At 64.8% G+C, this 17,882-nt stretch carries 14 protein-coding genes; 7 read left to right on the forward strand and 7 right to left on the reverse strand.

All coding sequences use genetic code 11. The features are described from left to right. Positions 1 to 16: 16 nt before the first annotated feature. Both M2427_RS27375 and M2427_RS27380 read left to right on the forward strand, forming a co-directional pair. Complete coding sequence (locus tag M2427_RS27375) at positions 17 to 562, forward strand: TRAP transporter small permease (RefSeq protein WP_280709986.1); 546 nt, start codon at positions 17 to 19, stop codon at positions 560 to 562. Further along, positions 553 to 1,845: a TRAP transporter large permease gene (locus M2427_RS27380; RefSeq protein ID WP_280709987.1), complete on the forward strand. Its 1,293-nt coding sequence runs from the start codon at positions 553 to 555 to the stop codon at positions 1,843 to 1,845. Before M2427_RS27375 ends, M2427_RS27380 begins: the two co-directional genes overlap by 10 nt. Positions 1,846 to 1,940: 95 nt before the next feature. On the opposite strand, the gene M2427_RS27385 is transcribed toward M2427_RS27380, so the two are convergent. From M2427_RS27385 to M2427_RS27400, 4 genes are read right to left on the reverse strand one after another with little or no spacing between them, the layout of a single operon-like run. Next, positions 1,941 to 2,639, reverse strand: a complete 699-nt coding sequence (locus tag M2427_RS27385; protein WP_280709988.1) for a substrate-binding domain-containing protein — start codon at positions 2,637 to 2,639, stop codon at positions 1,941 to 1,943. Continuing rightward, on the reverse strand, positions 2,636 to 4,765 hold the full coding sequence (locus M2427_RS27390; protein ID WP_280709989.1) for a molybdopterin cofactor-binding domain-containing protein: 2,130 nt from the start codon (positions 4,763 to 4,765) through the stop codon (positions 2,636 to 2,638). The genes M2427_RS27385 and M2427_RS27390 overlap by 4 nt, the downstream gene beginning before the upstream one ends. Then, a complete protein-coding gene (locus M2427_RS27395) occupies positions 4,762 to 5,232 on the reverse strand; it encodes a 2Fe-2S iron-sulfur cluster-binding protein (protein WP_280709990.1) in 471 nt (156 codons plus the stop codon). The genes M2427_RS27390 and M2427_RS27395 overlap by 4 nt, the downstream gene beginning before the upstream one ends. 12 nt (positions 5,233 to 5,244) lie before the next feature. Then, on the reverse strand, positions 5,245 to 6,216 hold the full coding sequence (locus M2427_RS27400; RefSeq protein WP_280709991.1) for a tripartite tricarboxylate transporter substrate binding protein: 972 nt from the start codon (positions 6,214 to 6,216) through the stop codon (positions 5,245 to 5,247). Positions 6,217 to 6,432: 216 nt separating this feature from the next. Here M2427_RS27400 and M2427_RS27405 point away from each other — a divergent pair, with 216 nt between their 5' ends. Both M2427_RS27405 and M2427_RS27410 read left to right on the forward strand, forming a co-directional pair. Next, complete coding sequence (locus tag M2427_RS27405; protein ID WP_280709992.1) at positions 6,433 to 8,523, forward strand: molybdopterin oxidoreductase family protein; 2,091 nt, start codon at positions 6,433 to 6,435, stop codon at positions 8,521 to 8,523. A gap of 132 nt (positions 8,524 to 8,655) precedes the next feature. Next, entirely contained in the window at positions 8,656 to 9,438 is a 783-nt protein-coding gene (locus tag M2427_RS27410) for an enoyl-CoA hydratase/isomerase family protein (protein ID WP_280709993.1), read from the forward strand. A gap of 180 nt (positions 9,439 to 9,618) precedes the next feature. Here the strand turns inward: M2427_RS27410 and M2427_RS27415 are convergent, their stop codons facing one another. From M2427_RS27415 to M2427_RS27425, 3 genes are all read right to left on the reverse strand, one after another. Continuing rightward, positions 9,619 to 10,047 (reverse strand): heme-binding protein, encoded by a 429-nt coding sequence (locus tag M2427_RS27415; RefSeq protein WP_027531975.1) that lies wholly within the window; start codon positions 10,045 to 10,047, stop codon positions 9,619 to 9,621. Then, complete coding sequence (locus tag M2427_RS27420; protein ID WP_280709994.1) at positions 10,040 to 13,015, reverse strand: FAD-binding and (Fe-S)-binding domain-containing protein; 2,976 nt, start codon at positions 13,013 to 13,015, stop codon at positions 10,040 to 10,042. The genes M2427_RS27415 and M2427_RS27420 overlap by 8 nt, the downstream gene beginning before the upstream one ends. Before the next feature lie 106 nt (positions 13,016 to 13,121). Continuing rightward, positions 13,122 to 13,883, reverse strand: a complete 762-nt coding sequence (locus tag M2427_RS27425; protein ID WP_280709995.1) for a GntR family transcriptional regulator — start codon at positions 13,881 to 13,883, stop codon at positions 13,122 to 13,124. Between the two features lie 82 nt (positions 13,884 to 13,965). Here M2427_RS27425 and M2427_RS27430 point away from each other — a divergent pair, with 82 nt between their 5' ends. The 3 genes from M2427_RS27430 to M2427_RS27440 all read left to right on the forward strand — a co-directional run bounded on the left by M2427_RS27430 (position 13,966) and on the right by M2427_RS27440 (position 17,864). Beyond that, the gene (locus M2427_RS27430) at positions 13,966 to 15,219 is read left to right on the forward strand and encodes an alanine--glyoxylate aminotransferase family protein (protein WP_280709996.1); all 1,254 of its coding nucleotides are present in this window, start codon (positions 13,966 to 13,968) and stop codon (positions 15,217 to 15,219) included. Between the two features lie 52 nt (positions 15,220 to 15,271). After that, positions 15,272 to 16,555 carry an MFS transporter gene (locus M2427_RS27435; RefSeq protein WP_280709997.1) on the forward strand — a complete coding sequence of 428 codons (1,284 nt, stop codon included), beginning with the start codon at positions 15,272 to 15,274 and terminating at the stop codon, positions 16,553 to 16,555. Positions 16,556 to 16,670: 115 nt separating this feature from the next. Beyond that, on the forward strand, positions 16,671 to 17,864 hold the full coding sequence (locus M2427_RS27440; protein WP_280709998.1) for an aminotransferase class V-fold PLP-dependent enzyme: 1,194 nt from the start codon (positions 16,671 to 16,673) through the stop codon (positions 17,862 to 17,864). Positions 17,865 to 17,882 lie beyond the last annotated feature (18 nt).

Genomic DNA, 17,882 nt, shown 5'->3' on the forward strand with positions numbered 1-17,882 from the left:
CACCAGGAGGGGCGGGATGACAGACCCACACGTCGCAGACAACGAGCAGCAGCCAGGACGTCCGTCCACCGGTCTGCTGTCGCGGATCAATGCGCCCATCGCCCGGGCGGGCATGTACCTGTCCGTGACCGGACTGCTCGTCATCGTCACCATCGTGTTCTACCAGGTGTTCGGCCGCTACGTGCTCAACTCCAGCCCGACTTGGACCGAAAACCTCGCCCTGGTCCTGATCCTCTATGTCACGCTGATCGGTGCTGCCGTCGGCGTTCGCGATGCCGGACATATCGGCATGGACAGTCTGCTGGTGATGCTCCCGGATCACCTGCGAGAGAAGGTCGAGCTCGTGATCCATGTCCTGGTGGCTCTGTTCGGTGTTGCCATGGTCTACAACGGCTGGATCCTCGGTGCGTCGGTCGGGACCGTGCATATCCCCAATCTCGGCTTCCCTGAGGTTGTTCGCTACGTGCCGCTGGTTGCGTCTGGCGTTCTGATCGTCTCCTTTTCAATCGAGCACATCATTGCTCTCCTGCGTGGCGAAGAGGTCGTTCCCTCATGGAACTGATAATTCTCGGCGCCACGTTCTTCGGCTTCCTGGTCCTGGGCGTGCCTGTCGCCTTCGCGATTGGCCTCTCGGCGATCTGCACCATCCTCTACGAAGGCCTGCCGGTCGCGGTCATCTTCCAGCAGATGATGTCGGGGATGAACATCTTCTCGTTCCTGGCTATTCCGTTCTTCGTCTTCAGCGGTGAGCTGATGCTGCATGGCGGCGTCGCCGACAAGATCGTGCAGCTTGCCAAGAATCTCGTCGGCCACATCCGCGGCGGCCTCGGCATGTCGAACGTGGTCGCCTGTACGCTGTTCGGTGGCGTCTCCGGCTCGCCCGTGGCCGACGTGTCGGCGATGGGCGCGGTGATGATCCCGATGATGAAAAAAGAGGGGTTTGACACCGACTACGCCGTCAACGTCACCACGCACGCCTCGCTCGTTGGCGCGCTGATGCCGACCAGCCACAACATGATCATCTATGCGCTCGCCGCCGGCGGCAAGGTCTCGATCGGCGCGCTGATCGCCGCGGGCCTGCTGCCGGCGCTTGTCCTGATGATTTGCATGCTGGTCGCCGCCTACGCGGTCGCCGTGAAGCGCGGCTATCCCGCTGGCAAATTCCCCGGCTGGGCCGAGGTCGCCCGCTCGTTCGCGGCCGCTCTGCCCGGCCTTTTGATCGTCGGCATCATCCTGACGGGCATCCTGTCCGGCGTTTTCACGGCCACTGAATCCGCGGCCGTGGCCGTCACCTACACGATAGTGCTGACGTTCTTCATCTATCGGACCATGACCTGGAACAACTTCCTGCACGCCGCCGCCAAGGCGGTGAAGACGACCGGCGTGGTATTGCTGCTGATCGGCGTCTCCACCATGTTCCAGTATCTGATGGGCCTCTACGAAGTTGCCGACTTCGCCGGCGACCTGATGAGCAAGGTGTCCACGCAGCCCTGGATGATCTTCCTGCTAATCAACATCATCCTGTTCGTGCTCGGCACGTTCATGGACATGGCGGCGACCATCCTGATCTGCACTCCGATCTTCCTGCCGATCGCGATGAAGGCCGGCATGGATCCCGTGCAGTTCGGCATGCTGATGCTGATCAACTGCGCCCTGGGGCTGAACACCCCGCCGGTCGGAACCACTCAGTTCGTCGGCTGCGCCATCGGCGGCATCTCGGTCGGCGCGGTGATGCGCACCATCCTGCCGTTCTACGCCGCACTGATCGCAGCTCTGATGTTCGTGACCTATGTCCCGGCGTTCTCGTTGTGGCTGCCCCGCCTGCTGATGGGATACAAGGGATAGCTGTCGTGCGCTCGCCGGTATTGGCCGGCGAACCGCGCTTGCGATAGTTTGCGTCCGCCGACCGGTCTTACCCAGCTGCACAAGTGAGCTTCGCATCAGCTGGCAAAGCCCACGCGCTGGCGCAGGTCCCTGTGATCTGCGCCGGTCAGGAGCGCAATCAGTGCCGCCGCCTCCTTCGGATGCGCCGCCTGCGTCGTGACGCCGGCCGTGTACATGGTCACCAGCTCGGATCCTGGCGGCAGCGAGCCTGATAGCACGATGCCGTCGGTGGCGATGATTTCGGTCGCCTGCGTGCATCCGATCGGCCTTGTCGCGGTGGACGCCGCCAGTTCGTGCATCGCCGTTGCACCGTTCGGAAAGATCTTCAGGCGTGATGTGACCTCGTAGGCGATGCCAAGGTGATCCAGCACTTTTGCGACGTGCTGGCCCGCGGTCGAGGCCTTGGTATCAGGGACGTAGATCGCATCCGCGGAGCGCAGGACCTCGCGCAGATCGGCTTCCGTCTTCACGTTCACCCTGGGATCGTGGCTGCGGACGGCGAGAGCGGTCTCTACGCGGCCTATGTCGGCGATCGAGGAGGGGGCCACGAGCTTCTCTGCGGCGAGCCTGGCAACGAGGGCCCGCGTCAGGATCACGAGATCGGCCGGCGTGCTTGCACGCAGCTTGTCCGCCATCAAGCCGACCGCGCCGAATTCGCCATCTATGCCGAAGCCGGTCTGCGCCTTGAAGGCCTCGCTGAGGCCGCGCACCAGGCCTTGCGCCGCGCCGCCGCTCAAAATGTTCACTGTCGTCACGATGCAGGCTCCATGGCTGCAATGATCTTGTCTCGCGTCATCGGAAGGTCGCGCACGCGTACGCTGAGACAGTCGAAGACGGCATTCGCGATCGCCGCCGTCACCGGACCATGCGCGGCCTCACCGGCGCCGACCGGCTCGACCTCCGGCCGCTGGATGATCTCGACATCCACCGCCGGAACCTCGCTGAACGTCAGGATCGGATAGTTCGACCATGAGGTCGATGTGATGCGCCTCTGGTCGAAGCGAACGCTCTCCTTCAGCACCCAGCTCGTCGCCTGGATCGCGCCGCCCTCGATCTGGTTGATCACGCCGTCAGGGTTGATGGCCTCGCCGACGTCGACCGCGAGCGTCAGGCGCCTCACGCGGATGTCGTCGGCACCTTCAACCTCGGCGATGGCAGCGCAATAGGCGCCGGTGTTCTTGTAGCGGGCGAAGCCGACCCCGTAGCCGATGCCGGCCTGCTTCACGGGTTTCCATCTTGCGCGTTGCGCGGCGGTGCGGATGACATCCTTCGCCCGCTCGTCGCGGAGGTGGCGCAAGCGGAACGCGATCGGATCCTCGCCGCGCAGGGCAGCGATCTCGTCGAGCAGGGATTCGATCGCGAATACGTTGCCCTGTGCGCCGAGTGTCCGCAGCGCCGAGGTGCGTACCGGCATGGTCAGCAAGCGATGGCTCGTGATCGTCCAGGCCGGGAAGTCGTAGAGCGGGACGGAGTTGCGGTCTCCGCCGCCGCCATTGGCGGCCGGCGGATTCGTCGAGATCATGCGCGGATAGGGATTGGCGATCTCGCTGGCCGCCAGCAGTGCGGGTTGTGCCGCGCGCCCCGGCCGCGCGGCGTGGCCGTTGCTCCAGATCGCGTGATGCCAGCCGACGATCTCGTTGTCGGCATCCAGCTCGGCCTCGATCTCGATCGCCATCGCTGCACCGAACGGCGCGTGGGACATCTCGTCGTGACGCGTCCATTGCACCCGCACCGGGCGGCCGCCGGCAGCTTTGGCGAGTAGCACGGCATCGAGCGCGACGTCGTCAGCAGCGTTATGCCCGTAGCAGCCCGCGCCCTCCATGTGCTCGACGACGATGTTTTCAACCGGCAGCTTGAGGACGATCGCGAGATCGGCGCGCAGCAGGTAGACGCCCTGGCTGTGGGTCCAGACATGGACACGGTCGCCGTCCCATTGCGCCATCGCGCAGGACGGGGCGATCGAGGCATGCGCGATGTAAGGGCGGGTGTATTGCCGGCGGAGCGTGCGTGTAGCCTTTGTCGCGGCTGCTGCCCTGGTGTCAATGATTGTCGTTTCGACCGGCTGGCTCTTCAGGAAGCCGGCGAGATCGTTCTCATCAGGCAGCGGTTCGCCGGCCGACCATTTCGCGCCTTTGCGCATGGCTTTCAGCGCTGCTTCCGCCGCGGCTTCGGTGCCGGCGACGACGCCCGCGAAGCTGCCGTCGCGGACGATTGCCACGAATCCCGAGACCGTGCGCGCGGCGCTTTCGTCGAGGGCGATCAGCCTGGCGCCCGAGACGTCCGGCCGGAGCACGCGCCCGTGCGCTAGCCCCTGTAACGCATGATCATGAATGAAGCGTGGCCGCGCGAACACTTTGTCTGGAATATCGACGCGCTGGATCGACTGTCCAGCCACGCTGCGTGTGACGGCGGATTTGGCAATCGCGCCCGCGACGGCATCCTGGTCGAGCGAGACGTCACGCGACAGCTCCCAATAGCTGGTCCTGACATTGCCGGGACCCGAGATCGTGCCATCCTCGACACCAAGCAGCGAGGCGTCTACGCCAAGACGTTCCGATGCTGCAGCGAGGAAACGCTGGCGCACTTCGGCACAGGCGTGGCGCAGCGCGCGGCCGGATTGCTGGATCGACAGGCTGCCGGAGGTGACGCCCTCGTTCGGGCTTGTCGCGGTCGAGGCGCGGATCATCTCGATGCGGCCGATCTCGATGTCGAGCTCGTCCGCCGCGATCTGCGCCAGCGCCGTCACGATGCCCTGGCCGATTTCAACCTTGCCGGGTGAGATCGCCACGCGGCCTTCAACAGTGAACTTCACCCAGGACGACAGTCTTGGATTGGCGGCCAGGCTGACCGGCAGCTTCGGGGCAGGGGGCGCCGTACTCATGATGTCGCCATCTCCGATGCCGCTCGCAGCACAGCGCGGACCATGCGATTGTGCGATCCGCAGCGGCACAGATTGCGATCGAGCGCAGCTCTGACTTCCGCCTCTGTCGGCGATGGATTGCGCTTCAGCAGCGCCGCAGCACTGATCAGGATTCCCGAGACGCAATAGCCGCACTGCATCGCCTGTTCGGTGATGAACGTGCGTTGCAGTGGATGCGGCTGCTCGGCCGTCCCGAGGCCCTCCAGTGTCACGACGGCCTTGTCGGCCACGGACCACATCGGCATATCGCAGGACGCCATCGCGTGGTTGTCGACCATCACATGACAGGCCCCGCATTCACCGGCCCCGCAACCAAAATGCGGACTGACGATGCCGAGCCGGCTGCGCAGCACATCGAGCAGCGTCTCGTCAGGACCGGCGTCCACCGCCACCGTCGCGCCGTTGAGCTGGAATTGAATGACGGGCATGACTATCAGGCCTTAGGACTTGCTAAACTTCTTGACCACGTCGGCCCATTTCGCGATGTCGCCGCGCAGGAATTTTCCAAACTCCTCCGGCGACATCGACATGGGTAGGGCACCCTGCTCGGTCCAGAGCTTGACGATGTCGGGTCGCTTCACCATCGCGGTCACGGCTGCATTGAGCTTGTCGACGACGGGCTTTGGTGTGCCCACCGGGGTCATCAGGCCGAGCCAGATCGTCGCCTCATAGCCGGGAACGCCAGCCTCGCCGGCAGTCGGGATATTCGGCAGCACCGCAGAGCGCTGCTGGCCGGTGGTTGCGAGCGCGCGAACCTGGTTCTCGCCGATGTTCGGCGCCATCGCCGGCACGGCGTCGATCATCATCTGCACCTGTCCGCCGATGACGCCGCTGCGGGCTTCGCCGCTGTTGCGGTAGGGGACATGGACGACGTCGATGCCGGCCATGGCTTTGAACAGCTCGCCGGCCATGTGGTACGGCGTGCCCTGGCCGGAGGACGCGTAGTTCAACTTGCCGGGCTGCGCCTTGGCCAGCGCGATGAATTCCTGCAGCGTCTTCGCCGGGACTTGCGGGTTCACCACGATGACGAGATCGGAATAATTCACCGGCGCGATCGGCGCGAGGTCGCGCATCAAATCATATTTGCGCTGCTCCGGCGTCAGCAGCGATTCATTGGCCGTCTGCGTGTTGGACATCATCAGCAAGGTGTAGCCGTCGGCCGGCGACTTCGCCGCCTCGACGGTGCCGATGACGCCGCCCGCGCCGGTGCGGTTCTCGACCACGAAGGGTTGGCCGAAGCGCTCCTGCAGCGCCTGCCCGATCAGCCGGGCCGCGACGTCGGCAGGTCCGCCCGCGCCGAACGGCACGACAATGCGGACCGCGTGCGCCGGATAATCCTGCGCCGGGGATGGGCTAGCCGAGAATGCGGTGAGCAGGCCGGCGGCCAGCGCCAGCATCAGATGTCGGGCCATCGCACCCACCTCCCTGAACTCGTTTTTGTTGGCCGGCACTCTAGCGGCGGTGGACGCAGACTGTCGACGCCTCACAAAGTCGATTCTGGCAGGAATATCGGATCGTTTTCGGGGTAGCGGGAGGAACACGCCGCGCGCATGGCTTGAGCATTTTGCATGGGCGTTGCCGGATAAATGCCCTCGGCTCACAGGTATTTTGGTGTTACGAAATCGGCCATGAACCAGCGCGCCAAGATCGAGATCCGCCACTCCACCTGTCCGCACGATTGCCCATCGGCTTGTGCGCTCGATGTCGAGGTGGTCGAAGGCCGCAGCATAGGCCGCGTTCGCGGTTCGAAAAAACAGACCTACACGGCTGGCGTGGTCTGCGCCAAGGTCGCTCGCTATGCCGAGCGTATCCATCATCCCGAGCGCTTGATGTATCCGATGCGCCGCACAGGCGCGAAGGGATCCGGTCAGTTCGCGCGGATCTCCTGGGACGAGGCGCTGGACGAGATCGGGCATCGCTTCAATCAGGCTGAACGCGAGTTCGGTCCGGAGTCGATCTGGCCTTACTACTATGCCGGCACGATGGGGCTGGTGATGCGAGACGGTCTCAACCGTCTCACGCATGTGAAGAAGTATTCGCGCTTCTATCAAACTATCTGCGCCAATGTCGGGCGCATCGGCTTTGCGATCGGCACCGGCAAGATTGCCGGCGTCGATCCGCGCGAGATGGCGCTGTCCGATCTCGTCGTGATCTGGGGCACTAATCCCGTCAACACCCAGGTCAACGTGATGACGCATGCCGCGCGTGCGCGGAAGGAGCGCGGCGCGAAGATCGCAGCCGTCGACATCTACGACAACGAGACCATGAAGCAGGCGGACATCAAGATTCTGCTGCGGCCCGGCACCGACGGCGCGTTTGCCTGTGGTGTGATGCACGTGCTGTTCCGCGACGGCTATGCCGATCGCGCCTATATGGACAAGTACACCGATTGCCCTGGTGAGCTCGAGGCGCATCTGAAGTCGCGCACGCCGGAATGGGCGTCCGCGATCTGCGGCGTGCCGGTGGCCGAGATCGAGGCCTTTGCCAAGGCCGTCGGCGAGACCCAGCGGACGTTTTTCCGCCTTGGCTACGGCTTCACCCGCTCGCGCAACGGTGCGACGCAGATGCATGCGGCACTCTGCATTCCCGCGGTGACCGGCGCCTGGCAGTACGAAGGCGGCGGCGCCTTCTTCAACAATTACGCGCTGTGGCACTTCAATGAATCCGTCATCGAAGGGCACGATGCGCTCGACAAGACGGTCCGCGCGCTCGACCAGTCGCAGATCGGCCGCATCCTCACCGGCGATGCCGAGGCGCTGCTCGGCAAGGGCCCGGTCAAGGCGATGCTGATCCAGAACACCAACCCGATGACGGTGGCGCCGGAGCAGGCGCTCGTGCGCCAAGGCTTTGCGCGCGAGGATTTGTTCGTCGCGGTGCACGAGCAGTTCATGACCGAGACGGCTGAGATGGCCGACATCGTGCTGCCGGCCACCATGTTCATGGAGCATGACGACCTCTATTATGGTGGCGGCCATCAGCACATCTCGGTCGGTCCCAAGCTGATCGATCCGCCCGGCGAGTGCCGCTCCAACCACCAGCTGTTGCAAGCGCTGGCGCCGCGGCTTGGCGCGAAGCACCCGGGCTTCGAGATGACGCCGCGCGAGTTGATCGACACGACCTTGAGGCTCAGCGACCACGGCGACATCGCCGGCCTCGAGGCCGACATCTGGCGCGATCTGCAGCCGGGCTTCCGCACGTCGCACTACCTCGATGGCTTCGCTCATGCCGACAAGAAGTTCCATTTCAGGGCCGATTGGGCGCATCCGCCGTTTGGCCAGACCATGGGCGATTTCGACAAGATGCCTGATTTGCCGGACCATTGGGCGGTGATCGAGCACGCCGACCAGGCTCATCCGTTCCGGCTCGCGACCAGCCCGTCGCGCAGCTTCCTCAACACCACCTTCAACGAGACGCCGTCCTCGCAGGCGCGCGAGGGCCAAGCGAGCGTGATGATCCATCCGCTCGACGCTGCCGCGCTCGACATCGCCGATGGCGATGCCGTGACGCTCGGCAACACCAGGGGCGAGACCACGCTGATTGCCGTGCTGTTCGAGGGCGTGCGGCGCGGCGTGCTGATCGCGGAGTCCGTGCATCCGAACAAGAATCATATCGGTGGCCGCGGCATTAACACTCTCACTGGCGCCGATACGATCGCCCCGATTGGCGGCGCGGCGTTCCACGACAACAAGGTCTGGATCCGGAAAGCGACCGCGGCCTGAGCAGCACTCGCGCCTCAATCGCGCGCCAATTTGTGTCGAGGCGCTAAAGCGGTGTCTCCTGGCAGATTGCCCTTGCACCTCGCGCCCGAGCTGCCGCAAATGGCTGCAGACCGGGAGCAAGGATGGAGCGTCATGAGCGACACCACAGGCGTCATCACCGAGAAGCGCGGGCAGGCGTTCTGGATCACCATTAACCGGCCCGAGAAGCGCAACGCGCTGAACGGCGATGTGATCGCCGGCATCACCAAGGGCTACCGCGACGCGCATGAGGACAAGGATGTGCGCGTCATCGTGCTGACTGGCGCGGGCGACAAGGCGTTTTGCGCCGGCGCGGACTTGCAGAATTCCGGCGCCGCCTTCGCGATGGATCATTCCAGGCCGAACGTCGACTATGCCGATTTGCTGCGCCTGTCGCAGAATGCGACCAAGCCCGCGATCGCGCGCGTCGGCGGCGTCTGCATGGCCGGCGGCATGGGCCTTCTCTGCATGACCGACATGGCTGTTGCCGCCGATCACGTCATCTTCGGCCTGCCCGAGGTGAAGGTCGGCGTGTTTCCGATGCAGGTGCTGAGCCTGCTGCAGGAGATCGCGCCGCGACGTCTTGTCAATGAATGGGCGCTGACCGGCGAGCCCTTTGACGCGACGGCTGCGAAAGACGCCGGCCTGCTCAATTACGTCGTGCCCACAGCCGAGCTCGATGCCAAGGTCGATTGGTTGATCGGCCGTATCGTCGACAAGTCGCCGACCGCCATTCGTCGTGGCAAATACGCCATGCGCGCCATCGCCTCGATGTCGTTCGACGAGAGCATTGCCTACACCGAAAGCCAGATCGCACTGCTGGCGATGACCGAGGACGCCAAGGAGGGACTGAAGGCGTTCGGCGAGAAGCGCAAGCCGGTCTGGACGGGGAGGTGACGAAGCAAAAAAACAACCCCATGCACAGTAGAGATGGGGTTGAAACGCCTGGGGAATTTTCGGTCTTACCGAAAACTGCTTGCTCCGTCGGGCAAAACAGCTGTATCAAGGCAGAATTGGGTTTTCTCGCCTGACGTCATTCGCCGGCGCGCGCCAGGTGGCGCGCCCCGGCGTGACTGATTACCCCGCGTTGGCCTTCAGGCCCGCCGCCTGGATGCCGGCGACCGCACAGGCCTCGTCGTTGTCCGAGGTATCGCCGGACACGCCCACTGCGCCAAGGAGCGTCGTGCCGTCCATGATCAGCACGCCGCCGGGGACCGGCACGAGGGCGCCCTTGGCGATGGTGTTCACGGCGTCGATGAAATAGGCCTGCTCCTGGGCCCGCTGATACAGCGCGCGCGAGCCCATGCCCATGGCGAGCGCGCCATAGGCCTTGCCGTGCGCGATCTCGGCGCGCATCAGGCTGGTGCCGTCCTGCGCGGCGGCGATCTTGAGCACGCCGCGTGCGTCGAGGATGGTGACGACCAACGGCTTCAGCTTCAGCTCGGTGGACTTTGCGAAGGCGGCGTCGAGGATCTTGCGGGCGGTGTCGAGCGTGAGGTCAGCCATGGCTTGTTTCCTTTGCAGCAGTTGACGTTGAATTGGCTTCGGCGCGGTCGAGGCTCATCGCCAGCACGCGCGCGACGTGAAGCGCCTGGCGCTGGGTGCCGTCGTGGATTTGATGGCGGCAGGACGTGCCGTCGGCGACGACCAGCGTAGACGGATCGGCCTTCCGTACGGCGGGCAGCAGCGAAAGCTCGGCCATCTCGATCGAGGCGTCATAGGTGTCCGCACCATAGCCGAACGCGCCGGCCATGCCGCAGCAACTGGACTCGATGGTCTCAACCTTGAGGCCCGGGACGAGGCGCAGCACCTGCTCGACCGGCTTGAAGGCGCCGAAGGATTTTTGATGGCAATGGCCGTGCACGACAGCCTTGTCGGCAACGGTGCCGAGCGGGAGTTGCAGCCGGCCGGCTTCGGCCTCGCGCACCAGAAACTCCTCGAAGGTGAGGGCATGGGCGCCGACGGCCCTGGCGTCGTTGTCCTTGCGCAGCGAGGCGAGCTCGTCGCGCAGCGTCAAGAGGCAGCTCGGCTCGAGGCCGACGATCGGTACACCGCGGGCGGCGAAGGGCGCGAAGGCGGCGACGAGGCGGTCGAGCTCGGACCGGGCTTCATCGACGAGACCGGCCGACAGGAAGGTGCGGCCGCAGCAGAGCGGGCGGCTGCCGCTCGCGGGCTTTGGCATGTGCACGCGATAACCGCCGGCCGCGAGCACGCGCAGCGCGGCGTCGAGGTTCTCCCGCTCGTAGATGCGGTTGAAGGTGTCGGCGAACAGCACGACTTCGCGGCCGGACTCCGGTCCGACCGTTTCCGCCGGCGCCACGAAGACGTCGCTGCGGAAGGCGGGCAGGGCGCGGCGGGCGCTGATGCCGGCAAAGCGCTCGAACAGCTTTCGCAGCAGCGGACTATGGTTGCGCAAATTCGCGATTGGAGCGAAGCGCGCGGCAAGACCAGCATAGCGTGGGAGGTAGCCGACCAGGCGATCGCGCAACGTCAAGCCATGGGAGCTTGCGCGTGCCGCGAGCACCTCGATCTTCATCTTGGCCATGTCGACGCCGGTTGGGCATTCGTGGCGGCAGGCCTTGCAGGAGACGCAGAGCTTCAGCGTCTCCATCATCTCGTCCGAGGCGAGCGCATCCGGGCCGAGCTGGCCCGAGATCGCGAGCCGCAGCGTGTTGGCGCGCCCGCGCGTGACGTCCTTCTCGTCGTGCGTGGCGCGATAGGATGGGCACATTACGCCGCCCTCGAGCTTGCGGCAGGCGCCATTGTTGTTGCACATCTCGACGGCGCCCTGAAAGCCGCCGCCGGCGCCGGGATAAGCGGACCAGTCGAGTTTTGTCTTCAGCTCACCGACGCGATAGCCGGGCTTGAAGCGGAACAGCGAGCGATCGTCCATTTTGGGCGCGTCGACGATCTTGCCGGGATTGAGCACGCCGTCGGGATCGAAGCGCCTCTTCACCTCGCGGAAGTCGGCGACGAGGCGTTCGCCGAACATGGTCTCGTGGAATTCGGAGCGCACGAGGCCGTCGCCATGCTCGCCGGAATGCGAGCCCTTGTATTCGCGCACCAGCGCGAAGGCCTCCTCGGCGATGGCACGCATCGCCTTGACGTCCTTTTCCAGCTTGAGGTTCAGCACCGGCCGCACATGCAGGCAGCCTTCGGAGGCGTGCGCATACATCGTGCCGCTGGTGCCGTGTTTCGCAAACACCTCGTTCAGGCGCGCCGTGTAGTCGGCGAGATGCGGCAGCGGCACGGCGCAGTCCTCGACGAAGGAGACCGGCTTGCCCTCCTGCTTCATCGACATCATGACGTTGAGGCCTGCGGCGCGGAAATCGGCGATGCCGCTCTGCAGCGCAGGCTCGGTGATCTCGACCACGCCGCCCCACTTACGGGTGTCGTTATTCCAGCCGAAGCCGAGATCGCCCATCAGCCCGGAGAGCTGCTTGAGGCACAACAGATTGTCCGCATGGTCTTCTTCCGCGAACTCGACCACCAGCACGGCATCCGGATCGCCCTTGATGGCAGCATTGATGATCGGCTTGAACATTGCGATATCGCGGCCGAGTGCGATCATGGTGCGGTCGACCAGCTCGACCGCGATCGGCTTGAGCTTGACCAGATGCTGGGCCGCATCCATCGCCTCGTAAAAGCTGCCGAAATGGCAGACGCCGAGTACCTTGTTGCGGATGATGGGCCACAGCTTCAGCTCGACCTTGGTGGTGAAGGCGAGGGTGCCTTCGGAGCCGACCAGCAGATGCGCCATGTTGTTGCGGGCATTGCGCGGGGTGAGCGCATCGAGATTGTAGCCCCCGACGCGGCGCTGCACCTTGGGGAAGCGCGCAGCGATCTCGTCGGCTTCGCGCGCGCCGAGATCGAGCATGTCGCGGAACAGCGCGCGCATGTTGTTGCCGGCGTCGAGATCGGAGAGATCGCGCGAGACCTCGCCAAAACGGCTCAGCGTGCCGTCGGCGAGAGAGGCCTCCATCGACAGCGTATTGTCGCGCATGGTGCCGTAGCGAAGCGAGCGGCCGCCGCAGGAATTGTTGCCGGCCATGCCGCCGATGGTGGCGCGCGATGCGGTGGAAACGTCAACCGGAAACCACAGGCCATGCTTTTTGAGCTGGCGGTTGAGGTCGTCGAGCACGATGCCGGGCTCGACGACGCATGCGCGGCCCTCGACATCGAGCGACAGGATCTTGTTGAGGTGCTTCGAGAGATCGACCACAAGCCCGTCATTGACGGTCTGGCCGCATTGCGAGGTGCCGCCGCCGCGCGGGGTGACCTTCACGCCCTCATCGCGGGCGATCGCCAGGGCCCGTAGCGCCTCGCCCATCGTCCTTGGGACGACCACGCCTGACGGCGCGATCTGGTAGAACGAGGCGTCGGTGGCGTAGCGGCCGCGGCTGAAGCCGTCGAACAGGACGTCGCCGGTGATGTCCGCGCGCAGGCGCCGTTCGAGCGAGGAGGCGTTTGTCATCCCTGGTCCCGGATTGATCCAGCGCGGCCCCCGGACCTCGTTGGAATATTCATTCTATTTCTTGACCGATTATATTATGAATTCAAAATGAGCAAGCCGGCCGCCTTCAGGGGGCCGCCGGCGTGTCCTCGTGAGGCTCGGCGAGGTGCTCGATCGCCGCCACCCGCTTGTTGCGCAGGTGCTGGAACAGGATGTCGCTGAGCTCGCTGGCGGCGCGGCGGCGCAGGGCGTCCAGGATCGCCTCGTGCTCGCGCATCGCTTCCGCCCAGCGCTGCCGCTTGCGGGCAAAATTGGCCGAGTAGCGGACGCGTCGAATTCTCCCGGCGAAATTCGCGTAGGCGGTCTTCAGCGTCTCGTTGCGCGCGGCCGCGACGATGCTCTCGTGAATGCGCTGGTTGGCCTGGAAATAGCCGTGCATGTCGCGATGCAGATAGTGGCCGTACATTTCGTAATGCAGCTGTTCGATCGCGGTGATTTCCTCATCCGTGATGGCCTCGCAGGCGAGGCGGCCGGCGAGGCTCTCCAGTCCCGCCATCACGTCGAACAGTTCCTCCAGGTCGCGCTGGCTGAGCTGGCGAACGCGCGCGCCGCGGTTGGGCAGCAGCTCGATCAAGCCCTCGGCGGCGAGCACCTTCAAGGCTTCGCGTAGGGGGGTGCGGGAGATGCCGAACATCTCGCAGAGCTGGCGCTCGGGTACTCGCGCGCCGTCGGGAATGTTGCCTTCGACGACGTAGTCGCGCAGCCGCAGCAGGATCTCGCCATGAAGCGAGGCCTCGTGACGGTTGTCCTGCCGATTTTCCTGGCGGTCGCCGCCATTCGTGGCGGACGGGGTGATCGGAACCCCGGTGTCGGGAATCGTGGATTTCATTTGCAGCACAGTAATTTGCTCAGCTCATCGCGTCGACGCTCACAATCGAATACCAAATTTTGATTGAAAGGACAAAAAATGAATGCAAAATAGCGTCCGTAGCCGGCCAGAGTCCGCTGCCAGGGAGGTTTTCATGCATCAGGGACGCCATTTCCTTCAGATTCCGGGCCCGAGCCCGGTCCCCGAGCGCGTCCTGCGCGCCATGGACATGCCTGTCATCGACCACCGGAGTGCCGAGTTCGGCGAACTCGGCCGCACCGTGCTCGAAGGCAGCCAGAGAATTTTCCAGACCAAGGGGCCGGTCATCATCTTCCCCTCGTCGGGGACGGGCGCCTGGGAGGCCGCGATCGTCAATACGTTGTCGCCCGGCGATAAGGTGCTGATGGTCGAGACCGGTCATTTCGCCACGCTGTGGCGGCAGATGGCGGCCCGCTTCGGCATCGAGGTTGATTTCGTGCCCGGCGACTGGCGCCGTGGCGCCGACCCTGATGTGATCGAGGCCAGGCTCTCCGAGGACAAGGCCCGCGCCATCAAGGCCGTGATGGTCGTGCACAACGAGACCTCGACCGGCGCGACCAGCCGCATTGCCGAGATCCGCGCCGCGATCGACCGCAGCGGCCATCCGGCGCTGCTGATGGTCGACACCATCTCCTCGCTCGGCTCGGTCGACTACCGCCACGACGAGTGGAAGGTCGATGTCAGTGTCAGCTGCTCGCAAAAGGGATTCATGCTGCCGCCCGGCCTCGGCTTCAACGCGATCTCGGAGAAGGCGCTCGCCGCATCGAAGACCAACAAGATGCCGCGCTCCTATTTCGACTGGGCGGAGATGCTCAAGCCGAACGCCAACGGCTTCTTTCCCTACACGCCGGCGACCAATCTGCTCTACGGCCTGCGTGAGGCGATCGCGATGCTGCTCGAAGAGGGGCTCGACAACGTGTTTGCCCGGCACCAGCGGCTCGCGGCCGCAACGCGTGCCGCGGTCAATCATTGGGGGCTCGAAGTGCTGTGCCAGGAGCCTTCAGAGTTCTCGCCGGTGCTGACCGCGGTGCTGATGCCGCCGGGCCATGACGCCGATCAGTTCCGCAAGGTCGTGCTCGACAATTACAACATGTCGCTCGGCTCCGGGCTGTCGAAGGTCGCGGGAAAAGTCTTCCGCATCGGCCATCTCGGCGAATGCAATGCGCTGACACTGCTCGGCGCGCTCACCGGCGTCGAGATGGGCCTGTCGGTCGCCGGCGTGCCGCACCGCTCCGGCGGCGTCGATGTCGCCATGAAGCTCTTGGAGCAGCGGCCGCAGGGCAACGCATCGCCGCACCTGAAAGTGGTCGGTACATAAGTCGCGCGGGACACGCGAGCGGCAATCATAAGAAGCGATCAGGAGGGTGGAGATGGGTGTCAGGTTCAAGGCCACGCATGTCGTGCTGGCGATGCTGTGCGCGATGTATTTCATCACCTATGTCGACCGGGTGAACATCGGCACGGCGGCGAGCGAGATCCAGAAGGAGCTGGGTCTGTCGAACACCCAGCTCGGCCTCGTCTTCTCCGCCTTCGCCTATCCTTATCTTTTGTTCCAGGTGATCGGCGGCTGGGTCGGCGATCATTTCGGCCCGCGCAAGACGCTGTTCTGGTGCGGCATGATCTGGGCGGTCGCCACCATCTCGACCGGCTTCGTCAACGGTCTTGCCGCCCTGTTCGTGGCGCGCTTCGCGCTCGGCTTCGGCGAGGGCGCGACGTTCCCGACCGCGACGCGCGCGATGCAGTACTGGACACCGGCCAACCGCCGCGGATTCGCGCAAGGCCTGACCCATTCTTTCGCCCGGCTCGGCAATGCCGTGACGCCGCCGGTGGTGGCGCTCCTGATCCTGTGGCTGACCTGGCGCGGCGCGTTCGTCGTGCTCGGCTTCGTGAGCCTCGTCTGGGGCGTGATCTGGGTCTGGTACTTCCGCAACGAGCCGAAGGACCACGCTTCCATCACGCAAGCCGAGCTTGCCGCGCTGCCGCCGCGCCCGACCGGCGAGCGGCCGCGCGTGCCCTGGGGTCCGCTGCTCGGGCGGATGTGGCCGGTGACGTTGACCTATTTCTGCTACGGCTGGTGCCTGTGGCTCTATCTCAACTGGCTGCCGCTGTTCTTCAAGAACAACTACAATCTCGACATCAAGAACTCGGCGCTGTTCGCCTCCGGCGTCTTCTTCGCCGGCGTGATCGGCGACAGCGTCGGCGGCGTGATCTCGGACAGGATCCTCGATCGCACCGGCAATGTCCGCCTGGCACGGCTCAGCGTCACCGTAACAGGGTTTACGGGGGCGCTGCTCTCGCTATTCCCGATCCTGTTCGTCCACGACATCACTGTTGTCGCGCTGTGTCTGTCGGCCGGCTTCTTCTGCGCCGAGCTCGTGATCGGCCCGATGTGGTCGATCCCGATGGACATTGCCCCGAAATATTCGGGGACCGCGTCAGGACTGATGAATACGGGTTCGGCCTTCGCCGCGATTGTCTCGCCGCTGGTCGCGGGCTTCGTGATCGATGCGACCGGCAACTGGTACCTGCCGTTCCTGATGTCGATGGGGCTGCTGCTGCTCGGCGGCGTCTCTGCCTTCCTGATGCATCCGGAACGCCCGTTTACCGAGGCCGAGGGGCGGGTGCCGTCCGGCAAGGTGGTGGCCGCGGAGTAGGGCCGGCGGAGGTCCGCCGCTTATGCATGGGAGTCGCCCTTTGGAGAGAGGACAAGCCGGTCAAATGGTGCTATTCGGCGGCCATCAAAACAAGGCTAGACCGGGAAGGACGCCGATGACCGTGCACACTGGAAGGCATTTTCTCCAGATTCCAGGACCGACCAACGTGCCCGACCGGGTGCTGCGGGCGATGGACATGCCGACGCTGGACCATCGCGGTGCGGAGTTCGCCGAGCTCGGTTTTGCCGCCTTGGCCTCGATGCAGCGGGTGTTCCGCACCAAGCAGCCCGTGATCATCTTCCCCTCGTCCGGGACAGGCGCCTGGGAAGCGGCGATGGTCAACGTGCTCAAGCCCGGCGACAAGGTGTTGATGTGCGAGACCGGGCAGTTCGCCGTGCTGTGGCGCGGCATCGCCGACAAGTTCAAGCTCGACGTCGACTTCATCCCGAGCGACTGGCGCCATGGTGCCGACCTTGCCGAGATCGAGAAGCGCCTCGCCGCCGACAAGCAGCACGCGATCAAGGCGGTCTGCGTCGTCCATAACGAGACCTCGACCGGCTGCGTCACGCCTCCGCTCGAGGTGCGCAAGCTGCTCGATCGCGTCAAGCACCCGGCGCTGCTGATGGTCGACACCATCTCCGGCCTCGGCTCGATGGAATACGAGCACGATGCCTGGGGCATCGACGTCTCGGTCGCCGGCTCCCAGAAGGGCCTGATGCTGCCGCCGGGCCTCGGCTTCAACGCGGTGTCGGAAAAGGCGCTCAGCGTCGCCAAGGCCAACGAGGGCATGCGCTCCTATTGGGACTGGCAGGAGGTCATCTCCTTCAACAAGCTCGGCACCTTCCCCTACACGCCCGCCACCAATCTGCTGATGGGCCTGCGTGAGGCCGTCAAGATGCTGGAAGAGGAAGGCCTCGAGAACGTCTGGTCCCGCCACAAGCGTCACAGCGCGGCGACGCGCGCCGCGGCCAAGGTCTGGGGCCTGGAGACGCAGTGCGTCGACCCCGCCGCGCATTCGCCGGCGCTGACTGGCGTGCGCTTGCCGGACGGACATGACGCCGACGCCTTCCGCAAGGTGGTGCTCGACAATTTCGACATGTCGCTCGGCACAGGCCTGAACAAGGTCAAGGGCAAGGTGTTCCGCATCGGCCATATCGGCCACTTCAACGATCTGATGCTGATGGGCACGCTCGCCGGCGTCGAGATGGGCCTGGATCTTGCAAAGATACCGCACCGGAGCGGCGGCGTGTTGGCAGCCATGGATGTCCTGAAGGGACGCGAGGCGGTGCCGATGACGCAGGTGGCTTGAACGAACTTGGAAGGTGAA

The organism is Bradyrhizobium sp. BR13661 (genome assembly GCF_029892425.1).
GTDB lineage: Bacteria > Pseudomonadota > Alphaproteobacteria > Rhizobiales > Xanthobacteraceae > Bradyrhizobium.

What these genes read in the sequence shown, in the direction of transcription:
- M2427_RS27410 (WP_280709993.1), top strand. Translation starts at nt 8,656, where the DNA reads ATGAGCGACACCACAGGCGTCATCACCGAGAAGCGCGGGCAGGCGTTC.
- M2427_RS27380 (WP_280709987.1), top strand. Translation starts at nt 553, where the DNA reads ATGGAACTGATAATTCTCGGCGCCACGTTCTTCGGCTTCCTGGTCCTG.
- M2427_RS27435 (WP_280709997.1), top strand. Translation starts at nt 15,272, where the DNA reads ATGGGTGTCAGGTTCAAGGCCACGCATGTCGTGCTGGCGATGCTGTGC.
- M2427_RS27405 (WP_280709992.1), top strand. Translation starts at nt 6,433, where the DNA reads ATGAACCAGCGCGCCAAGATCGAGATCCGCCACTCCACCTGTCCGCAC.
- M2427_RS27440 (WP_280709998.1), top strand. Translation starts at nt 16,671, where the DNA reads ATGACCGTGCACACTGGAAGGCATTTTCTCCAGATTCCAGGACCGACC.
- M2427_RS27395 (WP_280709990.1), bottom strand. Translation starts at nt 5,232, where the DNA reads ATGCCCGTCATTCAATTCCAGCTCAACGGCGCGACGGTGGCGGTGGAC.
- M2427_RS27390 (WP_280709989.1), bottom strand. Translation starts at nt 4,765, where the DNA reads ATGAGTACGGCGCCCCCTGCCCCGAAGCTGCCGGTCAGCCTGGCCGCC.
- M2427_RS27420 (WP_280709994.1), bottom strand. Translation starts at nt 13,015, where the DNA reads ATGACAAACGCCTCCTCGCTCGAACGGCGCCTGCGCGCGGACATCACC.
- M2427_RS27415 (WP_027531975.1), bottom strand. Translation starts at nt 10,047, where the DNA reads ATGGCTGACCTCACGCTCGACACCGCCCGCAAGATCCTCGACGCCGCC.
- M2427_RS27375 (WP_280709986.1), top strand. Translation starts at nt 17, where the DNA reads ATGACAGACCCACACGTCGCAGACAACGAGCAGCAGCCAGGACGTCCG.
- M2427_RS27400 (WP_280709991.1), bottom strand. Translation starts at nt 6,216, where the DNA reads ATGGCCCGACATCTGATGCTGGCGCTGGCCGCCGGCCTGCTCACCGCA.
- M2427_RS27430 (WP_280709996.1), top strand. Translation starts at nt 13,966, where the DNA reads ATGCAAAATAGCGTCCGTAGCCGGCCAGAGTCCGCTGCCAGGGAGGTT.
- M2427_RS27425 (WP_280709995.1), bottom strand. Translation starts at nt 13,883, where the DNA reads ATGAAATCCACGATTCCCGACACCGGGGTTCCGATCACCCCGTCCGCC.